The sequence below is a fragment of the Anaerotignum faecicola genome (assembly GCF_003865035.1).
GTDB classification, from domain to species: domain Bacteria; phylum Bacillota; class Clostridia; order Lachnospirales; family Anaerotignaceae; genus Anaerotignum_A; species Anaerotignum_A faecicola.
Genome location: NZ_BHVZ01000001.1, coordinates 490,641 through 510,482, shown reverse-complemented (window position 1 = coordinate 510,482; position 19,842 = coordinate 490,641). Strand labels below are relative to the sequence as shown.

Annotated in this window: 13 protein-coding genes, 8 tRNA genes and 1 rRNA gene; 20 read left to right on the top strand and 2 right to left on the bottom strand. The window is 48.0% G+C overall.

Going from position 1 to position 19,842, the window contains the following annotated elements:
- Window positions 1-112: 112 nt before the first annotated feature.
- The 7 genes from rph (at window position 113) to EJE48_RS02380 (ending at window position 2,592) form a co-directional block, all read left to right on the top strand.
- Complete coding sequence (rph, locus tag EJE48_RS02410) at window positions 113-844, top strand: ribonuclease PH (RefSeq protein WP_016406549.1); 732 nt, start codon at window positions 113-115, stop codon at window positions 842-844.
- A 20-nt stretch (window positions 845-864) separates the two neighbouring features.
- Window positions 865-1,458: an XTP/dITP diphosphatase gene (locus EJE48_RS02405; protein ID WP_016406548.1), complete on the top strand. Its 594-nt coding sequence runs from the start codon at window positions 865-867 to the stop codon at window positions 1,456-1,458.
- Window positions 1,459-1,462: 4 nt separating this feature from the next.
- Window positions 1,463-1,972 (top strand): metallophosphoesterase family protein, encoded by a 510-nt coding sequence (locus EJE48_RS02400; RefSeq protein WP_118579720.1) that lies wholly within the window; start codon window positions 1,463-1,465, stop codon window positions 1,970-1,972.
- Window positions 1,973-2,095: 123 nt separating this feature from the next.
- A tRNA-Arg gene (locus EJE48_RS02395) sits at window positions 2,096-2,169 on the top strand.
- Window positions 2,170-2,179: 10 nt separating this feature from the next.
- Window positions 2,180-2,250: transfer RNA gene (locus tag EJE48_RS02390), tRNA-Gly, on the top strand.
- Window positions 2,251-2,260: 10 nt separating this feature from the next.
- A tRNA-Arg gene (locus EJE48_RS02385) sits at window positions 2,261-2,334 on the top strand.
- Window positions 2,335-2,510: 176 nt separating this feature from the next.
- Window positions 2,511-2,592: transfer RNA gene (locus tag EJE48_RS02380), tRNA-Leu, on the top strand.
- Between the two features lie 88 nt (window positions 2,593-2,680).
- Here EJE48_RS02380 and pepF read toward each other — a convergent pair.
- Window positions 2,681-4,477, bottom strand: a complete 1,797-nt coding sequence (pepF, locus tag EJE48_RS02375; RefSeq protein ID WP_118579717.1) for an oligoendopeptidase F — start codon at window positions 4,475-4,477, stop codon at window positions 2,681-2,683.
- A gap of 201 nt (window positions 4,478-4,678) precedes the next feature.
- On the opposite strand from pepF, the gene glgA reads away from it, so the two are divergent.
- From glgA to EJE48_RS02315, 12 genes are all read left to right on the top strand, one after another.
- Complete coding sequence (gene glgA / locus EJE48_RS02370) at window positions 4,679-6,112, top strand: glycogen synthase GlgA (protein ID WP_124984262.1); 1,434 nt, start codon at window positions 4,679-4,681, stop codon at window positions 6,110-6,112.
- Between the two features lie 144 nt (window positions 6,113-6,256).
- Window positions 6,257-6,511: a hypothetical protein gene (locus EJE48_RS02365; protein ID WP_016406544.1), complete on the top strand. Its 255-nt coding sequence runs from the start codon at window positions 6,257-6,259 to the stop codon at window positions 6,509-6,511.
- A gap of 6 nt (window positions 6,512-6,517) precedes the next feature.
- Window positions 6,518-7,852 carry a DUF5711 family protein gene (locus tag EJE48_RS02360; protein WP_118579711.1) on the top strand — a complete coding sequence of 445 codons (1,335 nt, stop codon included), beginning with the start codon at window positions 6,518-6,520 and terminating at the stop codon, window positions 7,850-7,852.
- Between the two features lie 111 nt (window positions 7,853-7,963).
- Window positions 7,964-8,656 carry a CvpA family protein gene (locus tag EJE48_RS02355; RefSeq protein WP_118579708.1) on the top strand — a complete coding sequence of 231 codons (693 nt, stop codon included), beginning with the start codon at window positions 7,964-7,966 and terminating at the stop codon, window positions 8,654-8,656.
- Between the two features lie 265 nt (window positions 8,657-8,921).
- A 23S ribosomal RNA gene (locus EJE48_RS02350) occupies window positions 8,922-11,817 on the top strand.
- Window positions 11,818-11,921: 104 nt separating this feature from the next.
- Window positions 11,922-11,993: transfer RNA gene (locus tag EJE48_RS02345), tRNA-Asn, on the top strand.
- Window positions 11,994-12,000: 7 nt separating this feature from the next.
- Window positions 12,001-12,072 (top strand) — tRNA-Glu (locus EJE48_RS02340).
- 3 nt (window positions 12,073-12,075) lie between these two features.
- Window positions 12,076-12,146, top strand: a tRNA-Cys gene (locus EJE48_RS02335).
- Window positions 12,147-12,265: 119 nt separating this feature from the next.
- Window positions 12,266-12,336: transfer RNA gene (locus EJE48_RS02330), tRNA-Cys, on the top strand.
- Between the two features lie 222 nt (window positions 12,337-12,558).
- On the top strand, window positions 12,559-14,199 hold the full coding sequence (locus EJE48_RS02325) for a putative manganese-dependent inorganic diphosphatase (protein WP_118583027.1): 1,641 nt from the start codon (window positions 12,559-12,561) through the stop codon (window positions 14,197-14,199).
- A gap of 9 nt (window positions 14,200-14,208) precedes the next feature.
- On the top strand, window positions 14,209-14,973 hold the full coding sequence (truA, locus tag EJE48_RS02320; protein ID WP_118583024.1) for a tRNA pseudouridine(38-40) synthase TruA: 765 nt from the start codon (window positions 14,209-14,211) through the stop codon (window positions 14,971-14,973).
- Window positions 14,970-16,556 (top strand): NAD(P)/FAD-dependent oxidoreductase, encoded by a 1,587-nt coding sequence (locus EJE48_RS02315; RefSeq protein ID WP_118583021.1) that lies wholly within the window; start codon window positions 14,970-14,972, stop codon window positions 16,554-16,556. Before truA ends, EJE48_RS02315 begins: the two co-directional genes overlap by 4 nt.
- A 78-nt stretch (window positions 16,557-16,634) precedes the next feature.
- Here EJE48_RS02315 and EJE48_RS02310 read toward each other — a convergent pair whose 3' ends face one another.
- Window positions 16,635-17,510 carry a hypothetical protein gene (locus EJE48_RS02310; protein WP_118583018.1) on the bottom strand — a complete coding sequence of 292 codons (876 nt, stop codon included), beginning with the start codon at window positions 17,508-17,510 and terminating at the stop codon, window positions 16,635-16,637.
- A gap of 485 nt (window positions 17,511-17,995) precedes the next feature.
- Between EJE48_RS02310 and glmS the strand changes: the two genes are divergently transcribed.
- Window positions 17,996-19,819, top strand: coding sequence for a glutamine--fructose-6-phosphate transaminase (isomerizing) (gene glmS, locus EJE48_RS02305; RefSeq protein WP_124984261.1), 1,824 nt, complete (start codon window positions 17,996-17,998; stop codon window positions 19,817-19,819).
- Window positions 19,820-19,842: the final 23 nt, after the last annotated feature.

Sequence of the window (19,842 nt, the reverse complement as noted above, 5' to 3'; positions counted from 1 at the left end):
GATAAGAAAATCAGACCATGGCAGAGATGCTGTGGTCTTTTTCTATAAATTTTTCTGCAAATATGGTATAATTTAATCCGGAATAGAAAAAGAACAACAGGAGGAATGAGAGATGAACCGTTTTGACGGAAGAAAGACAGATGAACTGCGTCCCGTAAAAATCATCAAGGATTTTACGCGCTACGCGGAGGGGTCTGTGCTGATAGAATGGGGCAACACAAAGGTACTTTGCAACGCCTCCGTAGAGGAAAGCGTGCCGCCCTTTAAAAAGGGGAGCGGCGAAGGCTGGGTAACGGCAGAATATTCCATGCTGCCTCGCGCAACCGCAACAAGAAACAAAAGGGACATCAATAAGCTGAAGCTGAATCAGCGTTCCACGGAAATTCAGAGACTGATTGGCAGAGCCTTGCGTGCGGCAGTGGATTTTACGGAGCTGGGCGAAAGAAGCATTACGGTGGACTGCGATGTTCTGCAGGCGGACGGCGGCACCAGAACGGCATCTATCACAGGCGGCTTTGTTGCACTGGCAATGGCGTGTCGGAAATTGGTAGCGGAGGGGCTGATTGAAAAAATGCCCCTGCACCGTTATATTTCCGCGGTAAGCGTTGGTGTGGTAGATGGCGTTGCCATGGCGGATCTTTGCTATGAGGAGGATTCCGCGGCGGAAGTGGATATGAATATTATCATGACGGATGAAGGAAACTTCGTAGAGGTGCAGGGCACAGGGGAGCATGGCACCTTTACGCAGGAACAGCTTCTGGAGCTGCTTGCGCTTGGTAGAAAGGCGGCAGGCGAATTGAAACAGCTGCAGCAGGCGGCGTTGGATGGTCTGGAATTGAGCTAAGGATGAACGAGGAGGAAACGATGGAAACGATTATTTTTGCAACGAAAAATAAAGGGAAAATCAAGGAAATCAACGAAATTCTGGCGGATATGGATGTAAATGTCATTTCCATGGAGGAAGCAGGCATTACGATTGACGTGGTGGAGGATGGCAAGACCTTTGAGGAAAATGCCATGAAAAAGGCAGTGCAGGTGATGGAAATCGGCGGCAAGATTACCCTGAGCGACGATTCCGGTTTGGAAATCGACTACATGGATAAAGCCCCCGGCATTTATTCCGCGCGCTTTATGGGCGAGGATACGCCTTACCCCGAACGCTTCAAGGCGATTTTTGAAAAGCTGAACGGTGTGCCGGAGGAAAAGAGAACGGCGCGCTTTGTCAGCTGTATTGCGGCAGCATTCCCTGATGGCAGACGTTTGGTCAGCTATGATACCGTTGAGGGCATCATCGGCTATGAGGCAAAGGGCGAGAATGGCTTCGGCTATGACCCTATTTTTTATGTACCGGAAAAGGGAAAATATATGGCAGAGCTTTCTTCCGAGGAGAAAAATGCAATCAGCCACAGAGGAAAGGCACTGCGCAAAATGAAAGAAATGCTGAAAAAGGAACTGTAAGCCTATGAAAATTCTGGTTTTGAGTGATACCCATGCGTATCTGGAAAATGCAAGAGCGGTGCTTGCGCGGCTGCAAGGGAAGGTGGACGCGGTGTTTCATCTGGGCGATCATGATGATGACGCGGTTGCATTACAGCAGGAATTTCCTAAGCTGTCGTTTCATTATGTCAAGGGGAATAATGATTATCGCGTGGATACGCCTTCGCAGAAGCTGGTACGGCTTGGCGGAAAAAACTTGCTCCTAACGCATGGGCATAAGCAGCGCGTGTATTGGAATTATGACACGATTTCTTATTGGGCGGAGGAACAGGGGGCGGATGTTGTGCTTTTCGGACATACGCACATGCCGCTTTGGGAGACGGGCGGCAGAGTTGCCCTCTTTAACCCCGGGAGTATCTCTTTGCCAAGGGGCGGAACACTGCCTACCTTTGGGATTCTGACAATGGAAGGCGGCAGAATCGAAGGGGCAATTATGGAATATTGGAATAAGGAGCATTTCAAACGCATCAATTAAAAGAAGGAGCCGATGAAACAACACAGGAGATTTCATCGGCTTTTTTAAAAAATAAGAAAAGTTTGAAAAACCTGTTGACAGGCATGACGTTTTATGGCATAATATCTCTTGCGCTAGTAACGTGGATCAGTAGCTCAGTTGGATAGAGCAACGGCCTTCTAAGCCGTGGGTCGGGGGTTCGAATCCCTCCTGGTTCATTTTTTCTTTGCGGGTGTAGTTCAATGGTAGAACGTCAGCCTTCCAAGCTGAACACGTGAGTTCGATTCTCATCACCCGCTTTCGCAATGCGGATCAGTAGCTCAGTTGGATAGAGCAACGGCCTTCTAAGCCGTGGGTCGGGGGTTCGAATCCCTCCTGGTTCATAAAAAAGCCATTTCAACCGATAATCGGAGGAATTGGCTTTTTTTCTTTGTACAAATTTGTTTTTACGGTTGACTTTTTCAAAAAAAGCACATAAAATAAAAGCGTGTGGATGAAAGCGGTTATCGCTCCACCTCGAGTACCCTCCCCGAGTAAAAATCAGAGGGATTTTTTATTTGCGGATATGGCGAAATTGGCAGACGCGCTGGATTTAGGTTCCAGTGAGGCAACTCGTGCAGGTTCAAGTCCTGTTATCCGCAGGGAAAAAGGATAATCCGAAAGGGCTATCCTTCGGCGAAAAAAACAGCGGTATCGAAAGATACCGCTGTTTTTTGTTGCTTTTGTCGATTATAAGGCTTCAAATTCATCCAGCAATTCCTTGAACAGCTGCATGGCATTTTCGATGGGAACGGCAGTGGTCATATCTACGCCGGCACCCTTGAGCAGGTCGATGGAATATTCGCTGTCTCCTTTAGAGAGAAAATCCAGATACGCAGCTACCGCAGGCTGTCCCTCGTTCAGAATTTTTCTGGAAAGGGCAATCGCAGCACTGTAGCCGGTTGCATACTGATATACATAGAACGCATTATAGAAATGGGGGATACGCGCCCATTCAATATCAATTTCCGAATCAATCACGATATCCTCGCCAAAATATTTGATGTTCAAATCACGATAGATTTGGTTCATGCCTTCCCATGTAAGGGGTTCGCCCTTTTCTGCCATGGCGTGTGTGATTTTTTCAAATTCGGCAAACATGGTCTGGCGGAAGAGTGTACCGCGGAACTGCTCCAGGAAATAGTTGATGAGATATTTCCGCATGGTTTTATCCTCAGTTGTTTTCAGAAGATGCTCCATCAGCAGGGCTTCATTGCAGGTGGAAGCTACCTCTGCAACAAAAATCTTATGGTCGGCATAAAGATAGGGCTGCTTTTTCCATGTGAAGAAGCTGTGCAGGGCATGCCCCATTTCATGCGCAAGGGTAAACATGCTGTTGATGGTATCGTTATGGTTGAGCAGAACAAAGGGATGCACGCCGTAGCTGCCCCAGGAATACGCACCGCCGCGCTTGCCCTTGTTTTCGTAAACATCAATCCAGCCGCTTTCCATACCATGCGCCAGAGCCTTGCAGTACTCCTCGCCCATTACCTGCAATGCCTCTTTTACGGTTACTTTTGCCTGCTCATAAGGAATCTTGACATCTGCATCGGGTACAAGCGGAACATATAAATCATACATGTGCAGTTCATCTACACCCAGCTCCTTTTTGCGCAGGGAAACATAGCGGTGCAGCAGGGGAAGGCTCTTGTTGACGGTTTCAATCAGCGTATCATATACAGAAAGCGGAATATTGTCATCGGAAAGCGCCATTTCCATCGCAGAGCCGTACTTTCTTGCCTGTGCGAAAAAGACATCGCTTTTTACAGATGCGGCATAGGTTGCGGCGATGGTGTTTTTCTGTGCGGAATAGACAGAATAGAGATTTTTGAACGCCTGCTCGCGAACAGAGCGGTCGGGGCTTTCCAGAAAGGTGACATATCTGCCCTTTGTCAGCTCCAATTCTTCTCCTACGGCAGTGCGGATAGGCGGGAATGTGATATCCGCGTCGTTCAGCATGGTAAAAATCTGCTGTGGCGCGCCGCCCAGCTCCGCGGTTCTGGCAAGCAGATGCTCCTCCGCAGGGGAAAGGGTGTGTGCCTTCTGGCGCAGAAGGGTATGGAAGAAATGGTCATAGACAGCAAAATCTGCCGCTTTTTCTGCACGGAAGGCGGTAAGCTTTTCCTCCGGAATGGCAATAATTTCAGGGGTGAGGAAGGAAACTGCCGCAGAATAGCGAATCAGCAGCAGCTCTGCACGGGAAGCCAGCCCCTGATAGAAGGCATTTGCACTATCCTCGTGCATCCGCATGGAGGCGTAGGTATAGATATGGTCTAATTTCAGGGAAAGTGCCTCATTCTTTTTCAGGCAGGAAAGCAGTGCTTCTGCGGAGTCCGCCAGCTTGCCGGCAAAGGCGGTCAGCTCGGGCAGGCTCTCCTCCAGAGAGACATAGGCAGCCTCCCAATCAGCATCGGTTTTGAAATAATCCTCGATGTGCCAATGAAAACGAGGGTCGGTATCCTTTCGTTCGGGAATGGTATGATTCATAATCGTAGCCTCTTTTCTATTTTAGATTTTATTTTTTGATTTTTTTTATTTCAATCTATAGCATACCATTTCTTTGGGAATTTATAAAGGGGATGAAAACGTGTATTTTTTTCGGAAATCCGTAAATTTTATCAGATGTTCTGCGGGTTTTTCTTGCTGTCGGGACGTTTTCATTGTATGATAAAAAAGAGGTGATATTTTATGGAAAAGGGTTTGAAGGTACTTTTAGTTGCCTCCGAATCAGCGCCTTTTGTCAAAAGCGGCGGCTTGGGTGATGTTGTCGGCTCTTTGCCGAAGGCATTGCAGAAAAAGAACGTGGATGTCCGTGTGGTCATTCCTCGTCATAGAGTAATTAAAAACGAGACAATGTACGGCGTGGAATTTTTAGGAGAATTTGACGTTTATTTACAATGGAGAAAACAGAGAGCCAAGGTTCTGGTAAAGCCCGGAGAGGTGCCTGTTTATTTTATTGAAAACGATTATTATTTCAGCCGTGGTGCGTTATACGGCTTTGATGACGATAACGAACGCTTTGCCTTTTTCGGCAAGGCTGTTCTGGATATGCTGGCAATGCTTGATTTTTATCCTGATGTGATTCATTGCAACGACTGGCAGACAGGGCCGGTCTGTATGTATCTGAAGGAAATGTACAATAAGGTAACGGAATATTCCAAAATCAAAACACTGTTTACAATTCATAATTTGCAGTATCAGGGACGTTTTTCGCTCGATACCATGGAGCTTCTGGGGGTATCCGACTGGGCATACGCCAATATTGAATTTTATAATACGGTCTGCTATATGAAAATGGGTCTGGTGTATGCCGATTATATCAGTACCGTCAGCGGAACCTATGCACAGGAAATTCAGACACCCGAATATGGGTATGGCATGGATGGCATTTTGCGCAGCAGAAGCGACCGCCTTTGCGGGATTCTGAACGGCATTGATTTTACGGCGAATAACCCCGAAACAGATGGTTTTATCGTGAAGCATTTCAGCGCGGCGCATCCCGAAGGAAAGGCAGAGAATAAGCATGCCCTGCAAAAGCGCTTGGGTCTGGAGGAACGGGAGGTTCCGTTGATTGCCATGATTACACGCTTGGCAGACCAAAAGGGTGTGGATATTCTGGCACCTGTTTTGGATGAAATGATGCGCCGAGATGTGCAGTTTGTGCTGCTTGGCACGGGTGAGCCTTCGTATGAATATACCTTCCGCAGCCTGCAGAGCCGTTACCCCGGCAGGGTTTCTGCGAATATCTTCTTTGATGAGGCACTGGCACAGCAGATTTACGCATCTGCGGATTTATTTCTGATGCCTTCCAAGTTTGAACCCTGCGGCTTAGGGCAGATGTTCAGCCTGCGCTTTGGCACTGTGCCGATTGCGAGAAAAACAGGCGGTCTGGCGGATACGATTCGGCAGTATAACCCTGAGACGAAGGAGGGCAATGGGTTTTTATTTGAAAACTATGACTGCGGCGGACTGCTTTGGGCATTGGATGAAGCCCTGCGTACCTACCATATGGGCAGGGAAGAATGGGCGCACGTTGTGAAAAATGCAATGCTTTGCGATTATTCGTGGGAAAGCTCCGCAGTACAGTATATTGCACTGTATGAAAAGCTGAAAGAAAATTAAGAAAAGAGAACGCCTGAGAAAAAATTGTTATAAAATTTCTCGGGCGTTTTTTTGAAAAAAGAAAGCTGTGTTGATTTGCAAAAGCGGTATGAATATAGTATGATAGAGAAAAAGAATTGCAATCAAGCGTCAGGAGGGATTGCCATGATTACAGTATGGAACAGGAAAGAGCTGTTTTGCACATTTGATATGAAAAAACAGGCGGAGGTGCGAGATATTCTCTGGAAATTTGATATTTCTTATGAGATGCGCGTTTCTGATCGGGCGGATTTTTTTGTGAGCGGAAGAACAACTTCGACGGATGCAGATATCGACCATCAGACGGAATACCTGATTTATGTCAGGAAGGAAGACTATGACAGAGCCATGTTTTTGGTACAGAGAAATTTGAAGGAATAAGCGGCAATGAAAAGAAGACCGAAAAAATTTTTGAATAACAGTAATAAGATGCTGACTGCGTTGGTCTGTATTCTGGCGGTGGTCTGTCTGGTAGCAGGTGGGATTTATATTGATACCTTCCATGGACAGGGGCGTTTTCTCGCCCTTATCGGAAAAACGAACCGAACGCAGGCGCAGGAGGAGGACGCAGCCGTGCAGGAGGATACACCGAAGGAAAGCGTGGCGGTGGATGCCGGCAGTAAGGCGGCTGTCGCTGCATTTGGAAAGGAATTTCTGCTTTGCACGAAGGATGGCGTGAAATATTATACCGCCGTAGGGGCGCAGAAGTGGAGTGATACCTTCAGTATGACCTCGCCAACCCTTGTGCAGGAAGGCGATTTTGTTGCTGTTGGCGACATGGGCGGTAAAACGGTACGGGTTTATAATAAGGAAGGAATGGTTTATGATTTGCAGGCGGAAGGCTCTCCTGTGCAGTTCGCGCTGAATGAAACCGGCTATCTTTCCCTGATTACGAAGAATGACAGCAGCTACCGCATCTGTGTTTATAACCGAAAGGGGAAGCTTTTGAAGGAGCGCGTAGAGGAGAGCAAGGGCATTTATCCCCTTTCCTCGGATGTATCGGATGACAGCAGGGTGTTTGCGATCAGCTATCTGGACACAACGGATATTTCCCCGATGGGGCGCGTTCTGCTGTTCTATATCAATGCGGAGGATGGAGAAAACTTTACGGACAGCATGTTTGCGGCAGTGGAAAAAACGGATGAAATCATTCCCGTTATCAGCTATCGCAAAAATGGCGCGTTGGCGGTGATTTCCGATCAGGCAGTCTATGGTGTTGGCAGTGACGGCGGCGAGCTTTGGAATTATCCTCTGGAAAATACCGTTGATCAAGCAGCATTAGGGAATAAGGAATATATTGTGCTTGCGCTGGGGGACGGTGTGGCAAATAAGGATGGCAGAGAGAAGGGAACGGTTTGTTGGCTGGATGGCAACGGCAATGAGAAGGGCTCCTTTGCCTCCGGCGAGAGTGTGACGTATCTGCATGCGGCAGAAAAAGGCATTGTGGTCGGCAATGACCGCGATTATACCGGTGTAACCTACAGCGGCAATGAAAGCTGGAATTATACGGCAATCACCGATTTGAATGACCTGATTCCGATGGAAAAGCTGAACCGCGTGATGGCAGTTGGGAAGAATGAGATTTCTGTTTATGCCATGACAAAGGGGAAAAAGCAGACGAATGCGACAAAAACGGCGGATACGGAAAATGCAAGTGTTTCTGCGAGAAATGAAACAACGCAGAATGAAAAAACACAAAATGAAGCGACACAAAAGCAGTAAAAATAGGGAAGGGCGGCAGAATGGGCAAGAGAATGCCAGGCCGCCTTTCTTTTGTGAAAATTTTCTCTGCATGCGGTTCTATTATATATAGAAGAAAAAGGAGGAAAACGGATGAATTGGATATTGGATGGGGCTGTGGCGGCGATCATTCTGGGCTGCGCCGTTGCGGCATGGCGAAAGGGTCTGATTCGCGCGGTACTCGGCTTTTTGCCGATGGCACTGGCGCTGCTCGGAACGAAAGCAGTAAGCCCTTTTATCGGAAGATTTTTAAGGGAAACAATCCTGTTTGATAAAATGTCCACGGCAATTCAGACCTCCATGGGACTGGATACGGCTTTGCAGGAGGGGGCAATGCAGACGCAGACCGCGCTGATTGAGGCAATGCCCCTGCCGGAATTTCTGAAGGAGGCGCTTCTGGAAAATAATAATCCTGTGATTTATCAGCTGCTCCACGCGGAAAGCCTGAAGGAATATATCGCAGGGTATCTCGCGAATGTCTGCATCAATGTATTGAGTGTTGCGGCGGCGTTTGTGCTGATTTATATTGTAGTGAAGGTGGTAATCAATGCACTGCACCTGTTCAGTAAGCTGCCGGGACTGAATTTTCTGAATCGATTCAGCGGATTTCTGGTGGGTGGCGCGAAGGGGATTGTCTGCGTCTGGCTGTCAGGCATTGTGCTGACATTTTTTCAGTGCAGGGGGGCGTTTGCAGAACTTTTTTCTGCCATGGAACGAACGCTTTTTGCAGGATATTTTTACGAAAACAACATATTATTGCAGCTGATTCTGACGATATTTACCTGAAAGCCCGGTTTTACGGGCTTTTGCTGTTTTGAAAGAATTTTTGCAAAAAACGAAAAAAGTTGTTGACAAAGAAGTATCCCCATGATAATATATTTAAGCGGTCGCGAGAACGGCCAAAAATAAAACAACTTGCACCTTGAAAACTGAATACAAGTAAAGCAAAAATAGAGTCAATCGAGAAAACAAAAATTTTCTATTTTCAAATGTAACAAAAGTTGTATCGCTACAACGAAACATTCCAGAGAAATAGCTATTATATTAAACTGGTCAAGCAAGAAAGAGCACAAGGAGAATGCCTTGGCACTAGGAGCCGATGAAAGACGTGGTAAGCTGCGAAAAGCTTCGGGGAGGCGCAAACAGCCATCGATCCGGAGATATCTGAATGGGGAAACCTACTTGAGCAAACCTCAAGTATCCATGCGTGAATCCATAGCGTATGGAAGGGAACGCTGTGAACTGAAACATCTAAGTAGCAGTAGGAGGAGAAAGAAAACTCGATTTCCTAAGTAGCGGCGAGCGAACGGGAAAGAGGCCAAACCGAAGGACCTGGTTCTTCGGGGTTGCGGACTGCAATTAGCATTGCCGAGAGATAGACGAATGGTTTTGGGAAAGCCAGCCGTAGACGGTGAAAGCCCGGTAGACGAAATCTTGAAGCAGCGAGCAGGATCCAGAGTACCACGAGACACGAGAAACCTTGTGGGAAGCCGGGGGGACCACCCCCCAAGCCTAAATACTCCCTAGTGACCGATAGTGAAGCAGTACTGTGAAGGAAAGGTGAAAAGGACCCCGGGAGGGGAGTGAAAGAGAACCTGAAACCTTGTGCTTACAAACAGTCAAAGGCCTACGGGCTGATGGCGTACTTTTTGTAGAACGGTCCGGCGAGTTACTAATGCCAGCGAGGTTAAGATGTCAGAAGCATCGGAGCCGAAGGGAAACCAAGTCTGAATAGGGCGTAGAGTTGGTATTAGTAGACCCGAAACCGGGTGACCTATCCATGTCCAGGTTGAAGGAACCGTAAAAGGTTTTGGAGGACCGAACACACATGTGTTGAAAAACGTGGTGATGAGGTGTGGATAGCGGAGAAATTCCAATCGAACTCGGAGATAGCTGGTTCTCCTCGAAATAGCTTTAGGGCTAGCCTCGAGCTGGAGTCTAACGGAGGTAAAGCACTGAACTGACGCGGGGCCCAAAAAGGTTACCAACTCATATCAAACTAAGAATGCCGTCAAGATACCCTCGGGAGTCAGTCTGCGTGAGATAAGTCGCGTGGACAAAAGGGAAAGAGCCCAGACCGACAGCTAAGGTCCCAAAGTACGTGTTAAGTGGAAAAGGATGTGGGATTTCATAGACAACTAGGATGTTGGCTTAGAAGCAGCCATACATTTAAAGAGTGCGTAATAGCTCACTAGTCGAGAAAACCTGCGCCGAAAATGTAACGGGGCTAAAACACGACACCGAAGCTACGGATTCCTTACAAAGTAAGGAGTGGTAGAGGAGCATCCTGCAAGGACGAAGCCAAAGTGAGAGCGATGGTGGACGAAACAGGAGAGAGAATGCCGGAATGAGTAGCGAGATACATGTGAGAAACATGTAGGCCGAATATCTAAGGATTCCTGGGTAAAGCTAATCTTCCCAGGGTTAGTCGGGGCCTAAGGCGAGGACGAAAGTCGTAGTCGATGGATAACAGGTTGATATTCCTGTACTACACATAATCAGAACTGTGGGGACGCAGGAGGATAGGGAAACCGGGGAATGGAAAGACCCGGTCAAGCGTAAAGCTGTGGGAGATAGGCAAATCCGTCTCCTGTAAGTGAAACGTGATGAGGACTGAAAAAAAGTAAGGAAGTTTCCGAATCCACACTGCCGAGAAAAGCCGCTATTGCGTTATGTGTACCCGTACCGTAAACCGACACAGGTAGATGAGGAGAAAATCCACAGGCCGACGGGAGAAGTGTTGTTAAGGAACTCGGCAAAATGACCCCGTAACTTCGGGATAAGGGGAGCCTCGCAAGAGGCCGCAGAAAAGAGGCACAAGCAACTGTTTAGCAAAAACATAGGTCTATGCGAAACCGTAAGGTGAAGTATATGGGCTGACGCCTGCCCGGTGCTGGAAGGTTAAAAGGAGAGGTCAGCGCAAGCGAAGCTTTGAATTCAAGCCCCAGTAAACGGCGGCCGTAACTATAACGGTCCTAAGGTAGCGAAATTCCTTGTCAGGTAAGTTCTGACCCGCACGAAAGGCGTAATGATTTGTGCACTGTCTCGACAACACGCCCGGTGAAATTGAAGAACCAGTGAAGATACTGGTTACCCGCAACAGGACGGAAAGACCCCATGGAGCTTTACTGCAGCCTGATACTGGGATTCGATGATATATGTACAGGATAGGTGGGAGGCTAAGAAGCGAGAACGCTAGTTTTCGTGGAGCCGCCGGTGGGATACCACTCTTATGTCATTGAATTTCTAACCTGCATCCGTAATCCGGATGAGGGACAATGTCAGGCGGGCAGTTTGACTGGGGCGGTCGCCTCCTAAAAGGTAACGGAGGCGCTCGAAGGTCACCTCAGAATGATTGGAAACCATTCAAAGAGTGTAAAGGCAAAAGGTGGCTTGACTGCGAGAGCGACGGCTCGAGCAGGTACGAAAGTAGGACTTAGTGATCCGGTGGTAATAAGTGGGAATGCCATCGCTCAACGGATAAAAGCTACCCTGGGGATAACAGGCTTATCTCCCCCAAGAGTTCACATCGACGGGGAGGTTTGGCACCTCGATGTCGGCTCATCGCATCCTGGGGCTGAAGTAGGTCCCAAGGGTTGGGCTGTTCGCCCATTAAAGCGGTACGCGAGCTGGGTTCAGAACGTCGTGAGACAGTTCGGTCCCTATCCGTTGTGGGCGCAGGAAATTTGAGAGGAGCTGTCCTTAGTACGAGAGGACCGGGATGGACGTACCTCTGGTGTACCGGTTGCAGACCAACTGCACAGCCGGGTAGCTATGTATGGAACGGATAAACGCTGAAGGCATCTAAGCGTGAAGCCGCCCTCAAGATAAGATTTCCCATTCTTCGGAAGTAAGATCCCTTAAAGATAATGAGGTTGATAGGTTGGAGGTGTAAGCATGGTAACATGTTCAGCTGACCAATACTAATAGATCGAGGGCTTGACCAAAAAAAGAAGGTTGACAAAGAAGACGATTGATGATAAACTAAAAAAGCTTTCACTGGTATTCAGTTTTGAAGGTGTAAGAAAGAGAATAAAGGGAAGTATAATAATCCTCGATAGCTCAATGGCAGAGCATCCGGCTGTTAACCGGAGGGTTGCAGGTTCGAGTCCCGCTCGGGGAGTTTTTATGGTCCGTTGGTCAAGGGGTTAAGACACCGCCCTTTCACGGCGGTAACGCGGGTTCGAATCCCGCACGGATCATCTGGCGCCATAGCCAAGTGGTAAGGCAAAGGTCTGCAACACCTCTATCCCCGGTTCAAATCCGGGTGGCGCCTCGCAAGCCTCGGTTGAAAGCCGAGGCTTTTTCTTTGCACAAAAGCAGATTATTGGGAAAAGAAAAAAGGATTGACGAAACCCAAAAAGGAGAGTATACTTATAAACAACAGTTGAATATGGTGCCATAGCCAAGTGGTAAGGCAAAGGTCTGCAACACCTCTACCCCCGGTTCAAATCCGGGTGGCACCTCTTGAGTCCTGATTTTCCAATCAGGACATTTTTTATGTAAGAGAATAACAAAAGAACGACAGAATGTTTATAATTACCGTATTCTGTATACAAAAAGACAGGCGAAGTAGGCAAGTTCACGAAAATCAGGTTTTTGCTTTCCTTCTGCTGTTTTATAGGATATACTAAACTTGGTTAAATATTGGAAATTTCAATATGAAGAGTAGAAATTTTTAGGGAGGAATAAAAATGTTAAAGGAAAAGAAGGTATTTGTCATTGGGCATAAAAATCCGGATACAGATTCCATCTGCTCTGCGATTGCCTATGCAGCATTGAAAAATAAAACGGATGATGGTGTATTTGTACCGAAAAGAGCAGGCGAGGTTAATAACGAAACAAAGTATGTGCTGGATTTTTTTGATGTGGAAACGCCTGAATTCATCGGTCATGTCGGCACACAGGTGAAGGATGTGGAGATTAAGCCCACCCCCTCCTTGGATGAGGGTATTTCCCTGAAAAATGCGTGGAATAAAATGAGAGACCTGCGTGAATCCACCATGCCCATTGTAAACGATGGCGTGCTGGAGGGCATTATTTCCGTTAAGGATATCGCAACAGCGAATATGGACATCTACGAAACACGGATTCTGGCAATATCCCACACAAAATATACGAATGTTCTGGATGCGATTGATGGTACAATGATTGTCGGTGATTCCGAGGAAGAAATTACAAAGGGGAAAATTCTGATTGGTGCGGCAAATCCTGATCTGCTGGAAAACTATGTAGAAGACGGCGATATGCTTCTGACCGGGAACCGTTTTGAAAATCAGCTTTGCGGTATCGAGATGAATGCAGGCTGCATCGTGGTTTGTACCGGCGCACCTATTTCTAAGACAATTCAGAAGCTGGCAAAGGAAAATAACTGCAAAATCATCAGCACACCGCATGATACCCTGATGGTAGCAAGACTGATTTCCCAGTCTGCACCCGTGCGCTATTTTATGAAAAAGGATCATCTGATCACCTTCAGCAGAGAGGATTTCATCAGCGACATCCGTGATACATTGGCAAAAATCCGCCACAGAGATTTCCCCGTTCTGGGTAGAGATGGGAAGTATTGCGGTATGCTTTCCAGACGCTCCCTGCTGAGTATGGATAATAAGAAAATTATATTGGTTGACCATAATGAGAAGGGACAGGCGGTTGATGGCATTGATGAGGCAGAAATTTTGGAAATTATCGACCATCACAGACTGGGCAGTATGGAAACGGCGTTGCCCGTATTTTTCCGCAATCAGCCTGTAGGCTGCACAGGTACGATTATTTATGACCTGTATCAGGAAAATAACGTGGAAGTGGATCAGAAAATCGCAGGGCTGCTTTGCTCCGCAATCATTTCCGATACGCTGATGTTCCGTTCTCCTACCTGCACCCCGAAGGATAAAAAGGCGGCAGAGGAGCTGGCGAAAATCGCAGGTATTGAAATTCAGGAGCATGCAGAAAAAATGTTCCGCGCCGGCAGCAGCCTTGCAGATAAAACACCCGAAGAAATTTTCTATCAGGACTTCAAAAAATTCAGCGGCAACGATAAAAACTTTGGCGCAGGGCAGATTTCTTCCATGGATAAGACAGAGCTGGAGCAGCTGCGTCCTAAAATTGCGGCTTATATGGAAGGCGCAGTCAAGGAAGGTGAAATGCTGTTCTTCCTGCTGACAAATATCCTGACAGAATCCTCCGATCTGGTATTTGCAGGCGAAGGCGCGAAGGAACTGGTGGAAACCGCATTTGGCGAGCCTGAGGAGAACTGGGTACACGTGCCCGGTCTGGTTTCCAGAAAGAAACAGTTTGTTCCCAGTGTTCTGCATGTGCTGCAGCAGTAAGGGACAGCTATGAAGAATTATAAAATGGTTCTGGCATACGATGGCACACGCTATAACGGCTGGCAGAAGCAGGGCAATACGGAAAACACCATACAGGAAAAGCTGGAACGCATCCTACAGGAAATCAGCGGCGCGGAAACAGAGGTTTTCGGCTCCGGCAGAACGGACGCAGGCACGCACGCCACAGGGCAGGTTATGAATTTCCGCATTAACTGGAACGGCACAGCCGAACAGCTTTTGGATGCCTTCAATGCGAAGCTGCCCGAGGACATCGCGGCGGTTTCCATCGCGGAAATGCCCCCTCGTTTCCACAGCAGACTCAGCGCAAAGGCGAAGCATTATTCCTATTCCATCTGGATTGGCAAGCATTCGCCTGTGTTTGAGCGAAAATATACCTTCCGTTGTACGGAAACGCTTGATGTTCAGGCAATGCGGCAGGCGGCGGCAGCCTTCATCGGCACGCATGATTTCAAAAGCTTCTGTGCCAATAAAAGAATGAAAAAATCAACCGTCCGCACGATTTATGATATCGTGTTCGAGGAAACAGAGGATAAGCTGACCCTGCATTTTTACGGCAACGGCTTTCTCTACCAGATGGTGCGCATCCTTACGGGAACGCTCATCGAGGTTGGTGAGGGGAAGAAAAACGCAGGCGAAGCAGAGCGGATTTTACTGGCAAAAAGCCGAGAGCAGGCAGGCTTTACGGCACCGAGCCGCGGACTTTTTTTGCGCGAGGTATTTTATGAGGATTGGAAAGGCGGCAGCGAAGCATGATTCGTGTATCTGAATTGAAACTGCCTGTGACAGGCAATCAAAAGGCTTTGGAAAAGAAGCTGGCAAAGGCGCTGCGCGTGCCTGTGGAGGAAATCAAGGCGTACCGCATTTTCAAGCGTTCTCTGGATGCCAGAAAAAAGGATAACATCCATTATGCTTATGTGGTGGATGTGGAAGTGAAGAACGAGAATAAAATTCTGGAAAAAAATAAGGAGAAACACATTTCCAAAACACCCGATTTGGCGTATCATCTGCCAAAGGGGGAAAATCGCCCGTCAAAGCGTCCCGTTGTGGTTGGCTTCGGGCCTGCGGGCATGTTTGCTGCCTTGCTTCTGGCGGAAATGGGCTTGCAGCCCATTGTACTGGAGCGTGGCGGCGATGTGGACAGCCGCAAGCAGGCGGTCGATACCTTTTGGCAAACAGGCAAGCTGGATGTGGAAAGCAACGTGCAGTTTGGCGAGGGCGGCGCAGGTACCTTTTCCGATGGCAAGCTGACTACGCGCATCAAAGACCCCCGTTGCCGCAAGGTTCTGGAGGAAATGGTGGACGCAGGCGCGCCCGAGGAAATTCTTTATGATGCCAAGCCGCATATCGGGACAGATTTGCTGCGCGGCGTGGTAAAGCAGCTTCGGGAAAAAATCATTTCTCTGGGCGGTGAGGTGCGCTTCTTCGCCAAGGTGACAGGCTTTCAGTGGGAGAATGACTGCGTGCAGGCGGTTTTCCTGCAAAATGGAGAGAAAATCGAAGCAGAGGATGTTGTGCTTGCCTTGGGGCATAGCGCAAGGGATACCTTTACCTTATTATATGAAGAAAAATTTGCACTGGAGCAGAAGCCCTTTGCCATGGGCGTGCGGATTGAGCATCCTCAGGCTATGATTGATGCCGTGCAGTATGGTGATGCAGCAGCGATTCTGCCTGCGGCAGATTATCGCCTGACCTATACTACGCAGAAAAACCGCGGTGTCTATACCTTCTGTATGTGTCCCGGTGGCTATGTGGTGGCGGCGGCATCCGAAGAAGGTAGGCTTGCCGTCAATGGCATGAGTGAGCATGCCAGAGATGGGAAGAATGCAAATTCTGCATTACTGGTGCAGATTTTCCCTGAGGATTTCGGGAGCGATCACCCTCTGGCAGGGATGCTTTTCCAACGGGAATTGGAGGAAAGGGCATTTCTGGCAGGCGGCGGCAGCTATACCGCACCTGTGCAGACGGTCGGTAGCTTTCTGGGCAAGGGAAAAGGCGAAGCCGCAGAGGTCACAGCAACCTATCGCCCTGCCGTAAGGGAAAGCAGTCTGGATGAGATTTTTCCTGCCTTCATGACAGAAGCCCTGCGGGAAGCTCTGCCTGCCATGGGCAGAAAGCTCAAGGGCTTTGACCGCGCGGATGCGGTTCTGACGGCGGTGGAAAGCCGCAGCTCCTCCCCGATTCGTATTCTGCGCGATAAAACAGGCATGAGCCTTTGCAAGCAGGGCATTTACCCTGCCGGTGAGGGCGCAGGCTACGCAGGCGGCATTGTCTCCGCGGCAGTGGATGGCATTTTTGTCGCAGAAAAAATTGCAGAAAAATATGGCTGGATGAAATAAAAAAATACCACATTCGCGTTTGTGAATGTGGTATTTTCTGTTTTTCGGGTCGAAAGCTCCGCTTTCGACGTAAATTCCTTATTCCGCGCTTACAATCACATAAGAGCCGTTGCGCTTATCCACGATATAGCCGAAGGTTACAACGTCGCCTTCATTCAGACCGCTGATGATTTTGCCTGCGGCAGATTCCGCATCAAACTGAAATGCACGAATATCGCCTTCGGAAAGCGTCATTTCCGCAGTATGTGCATCGGAAAGTCCGTTGAAGGTTGCCGTGATGGTTTCGTCGGGAATCAGTGTTGCTGTGCCGCCTTCGGAAACATCCGCGCCCTTTTTCTGTGTCATCTTCATGGAAGAAACGCTGCACAGATACAGGGGATTTTCGATTTCATCCGCAAAGGTGTTGCGAATCAGTGTAACATCAAAGGATGCAATCAATTCCTCCTCTTCATCCGTGCCGGTCAGCTCTGCAACCAGTGTGTAGCCGTCCTTGGTTTCCTTGATATCGCCAAGCCTTGTTTCGGAAAGACCGATATCCCCTTCGGAAAGCAGATACGCATCTGCATTTTCATCGTAGGAAACGTTGCCCTGCATGATTTCGGGCAGCTCCGGCAGTCCCTTGTAGTCGCTGAACAGCGCAATCGCATATTCCTCCATTACAGTAGAAGGAACCTTTAGCTGATATGTATCCGTCAATTCCTCTACGCCCTCATGCTTCAGACCATAGCCCCCTGCAAAATAATACAGTGCGGTCCAGAAGAAATCAGGATCTTCGGGGTTGTATTCCAGATTGTTTTCCACCATGCACCGTGCCAGTGCGTCAATGGGGTCCTGCATGGTTGCTACCGTTTCCTCTGCGGTAAGGGTGTTTTTTTCTTCCTCATCCTGCTCCTTGCAGGATGCTAAGCCAAGCACCATCGTACAGGCAAGGAAAAGTGCCAGTAATTTTTTCATTTTTATATTCCTCCTTTTCGGCAATATCCTTTTTTCGGAATTCTTTGTATTTATAGTATAACGTATTTTTTTAAAATTTCCATAACAAAAGTCTTTCAAATTTATAAAGATTTTGTCTTTTTTCGTACACAGGGACGGGCGAACGCCGCATAAGATAAGAAAAGGGCTTTACCACAGAAGGAAAAAATGCTATAATATCATGTCGAACTATGTATACCACAAAATTCGGCAAGGGCTGCCAATCGGTCAGTATAAAGGAAAGGAAGGTTAAAAGAGTTTTTAAGCGCCAGAGCCGCAGATTGGGCGGCTGACGAGGCAGGAGTGCAGAGAGCATTTTAAGTATTTTTTTGCTTTCCATATCGAAAATTCGGCGGATGCTCCTCGCCCTTTCGTTCAGGGTCGCAGGCCTTTTTACAAAACAGAGCGGTCAACGCTCCCGACAAAAGAAAGGCAACGAACGAATAAAACGTTGGAGGTTGAAATTTATGTGCGGAATCGTAGGATATATTGGTGAAAATCAGGCTGTTCCCGTATTGCTGAACGGTCTGTCCAAATTGGAATATCGTGGGTATGACTCTGCCGGTATTTCCGTTTATCATGATGGGATTCATACCATCAAGGTAAAGGGGAAGCTGGCAGGTCTCAGAGAAAAGGTGGAGAAGGATGATAAAAAATCCTCTCATATCGGCATCGGGCATACCCGTTGGGCAACCCATGGCGTGCCCAATGAAATAAACAGCCATCCCCATAATAGCCAAAACGGCAAAATTTCCGTGGTACACAATGGCATCATTGAAAATTATCTGGAGCTGAAAAATATGCTCATCGAAAAGGGCTATACCTTCAAATCCGAAACGGATACGGAAGTGGTGGCACAGCTTTTTGAGGATTTATATGATGGAGATATGGTCTCCACCACAAGAAAGCTGCTGGAAAAAATCCGCGGCGCATACGCTCTGGGCATTATGTGTACAGATCATCCCGATATATTGGTTGCAGTCAGAAAGGACTGCCCTCTGCTGATTGGTCTGGGCAAGGGCGAAAATTATATCGCATCCGATATTCCCGCCCTGCTGGAATACACCAGAGATTATTATTTATTGGAAACAAATGAAATTGCCGTGCTGAAAAATGACGGCGTAAAGCTGTACGATATAAACGGCAAGGAAATCAAGAAAGAGGTTTATCATGTCACATGGGATATCGCGGCGGCAGAAAAGGGCGGCTATGATTACTTCATGATGAAGGAAATCATGGAGCAGCCCGAAGCGCTGAAAAAGACCATTCAGCCCAGAGTGACCGAAAGCGGCATCCATCTGGAGGATGTTTCTCTGACAGAGGAAGAAATCAAAAACTGCGGAAGGATTCATATTGTTGCCTGCGGCAGTGCCATGCACGCAGGGGTTGTCGGCAGATATGTCATTGAAGAAACCTGCCGTATTCCCGTTGAGGTGGATATCGCATCCGAATTCAGATACAGAAACCCTATCCTTGCGAAAAATGACCTTTGCATCATCATCAGCCAGAGCGGCGAAACCGCAGATACCCTCGCGGCACTGCGTGAAGCAAAGAAGCAGGGCGTAAAGGTGCTTGCGATTGTCAATGTGGTAGGCAGCTCCATTGCCAGAGAAAGCGATGATGTGATTTATACCTGGGCAGGTCCCGAAATCGCCGTTGCGACCACAAAGGGCTATACCACACAGGTGTCTGTGCTGTATCTGATTGCGCTGTATTTTGCAAGGGTGCGCGGCACAATGACGGAAGAAGCCTATACCGCGGCAGTGAAGGAACTGCATGATTTGCCCGAAAAAACAGCAGAGGTGCTGAAGGTTGACGCAAGAATGGCGGAAATCGCAAAGAAATATGCAAACTGCGAAAATGCCTTCATCATCGGACGCGGTCTGGATTACGCAGTTGCAATGGAATCCTCTCTGAAGCTGAAGGAAATTTCCTATATCCATAGTGAAGCCTATGCCGCAGGGGAGCTCAAGCATGGCACCATTTCTCTGATTGAGGACGGTACACTGGTGGTTGCCATCGCAACACAGGAAAGCCTGCTGGAGAAAACCGTCAGCAACGTGAAGGAAGTCAAGGCGAGAGGCGCAAAGGTGCTGGCAATCGCCACGGAGGATTGCACCGCTATCGAGGATGTAGCCGATGAAGTGGTTTATCTGCCGAAGGTAAATCATCTCTTTACCGCATCCTATGACGTATTGCCCATGCAGCTGTTCGCATATTATATCGCAGTGGAACGCGGCTGCGATGTGGATAAACCCAGAAATCTGGCAAAATCCGTTACAGTTGAATAAGAAACAAAAATTACAGGGACTTG

Bases quoted from the DNA above. Each gene is read 5' to 3' on its own strand.
- EJE48_RS02355 (WP_118579708.1), top strand. From the start codon at position 7,964: ATGAATTGGATATTGGATGGGGCTGTGGCGGCGATCATTCTGGGCTGC.
- EJE48_RS02315 (WP_118583021.1), top strand. From the start codon at position 14,970: ATGATTCGTGTATCTGAATTGAAACTGCCTGTGACAGGCAATCAAAAG.
- EJE48_RS02405 (WP_016406548.1), top strand. From the start codon at position 865: ATGGAAACGATTATTTTTGCAACGAAAAATAAAGGGAAAATCAAGGAA.
- EJE48_RS02360 (WP_118579711.1), top strand. From the start codon at position 6,518: ATGAAAAGAAGACCGAAAAAATTTTTGAATAACAGTAATAAGATGCTG.
- rph (WP_016406549.1), top strand. From the start codon at position 113: ATGAACCGTTTTGACGGAAGAAAGACAGATGAACTGCGTCCCGTAAAA.
- glmS (WP_124984261.1), top strand. From the start codon at position 17,996: ATGTGCGGAATCGTAGGATATATTGGTGAAAATCAGGCTGTTCCCGTA.
- truA (WP_118583024.1), top strand. From the start codon at position 14,209: ATGAAGAATTATAAAATGGTTCTGGCATACGATGGCACACGCTATAAC.
- pepF (WP_118579717.1), bottom strand. From the start codon at position 4,477: ATGAATCATACCATTCCCGAACGAAAGGATACCGACCCTCGTTTTCAT.
- EJE48_RS02400 (WP_118579720.1), top strand. From the start codon at position 1,463: ATGAAAATTCTGGTTTTGAGTGATACCCATGCGTATCTGGAAAATGCA.
- EJE48_RS02310 (WP_118583018.1), bottom strand. From the start codon at position 17,510: ATGAAAAAATTACTGGCACTTTTCCTTGCCTGTACGATGGTGCTTGGC.
- EJE48_RS02365 (WP_016406544.1), top strand. From the start codon at position 6,257: ATGATTACAGTATGGAACAGGAAAGAGCTGTTTTGCACATTTGATATG.
- glgA (WP_124984262.1), top strand. From the start codon at position 4,679: ATGGAAAAGGGTTTGAAGGTACTTTTAGTTGCCTCCGAATCAGCGCCT.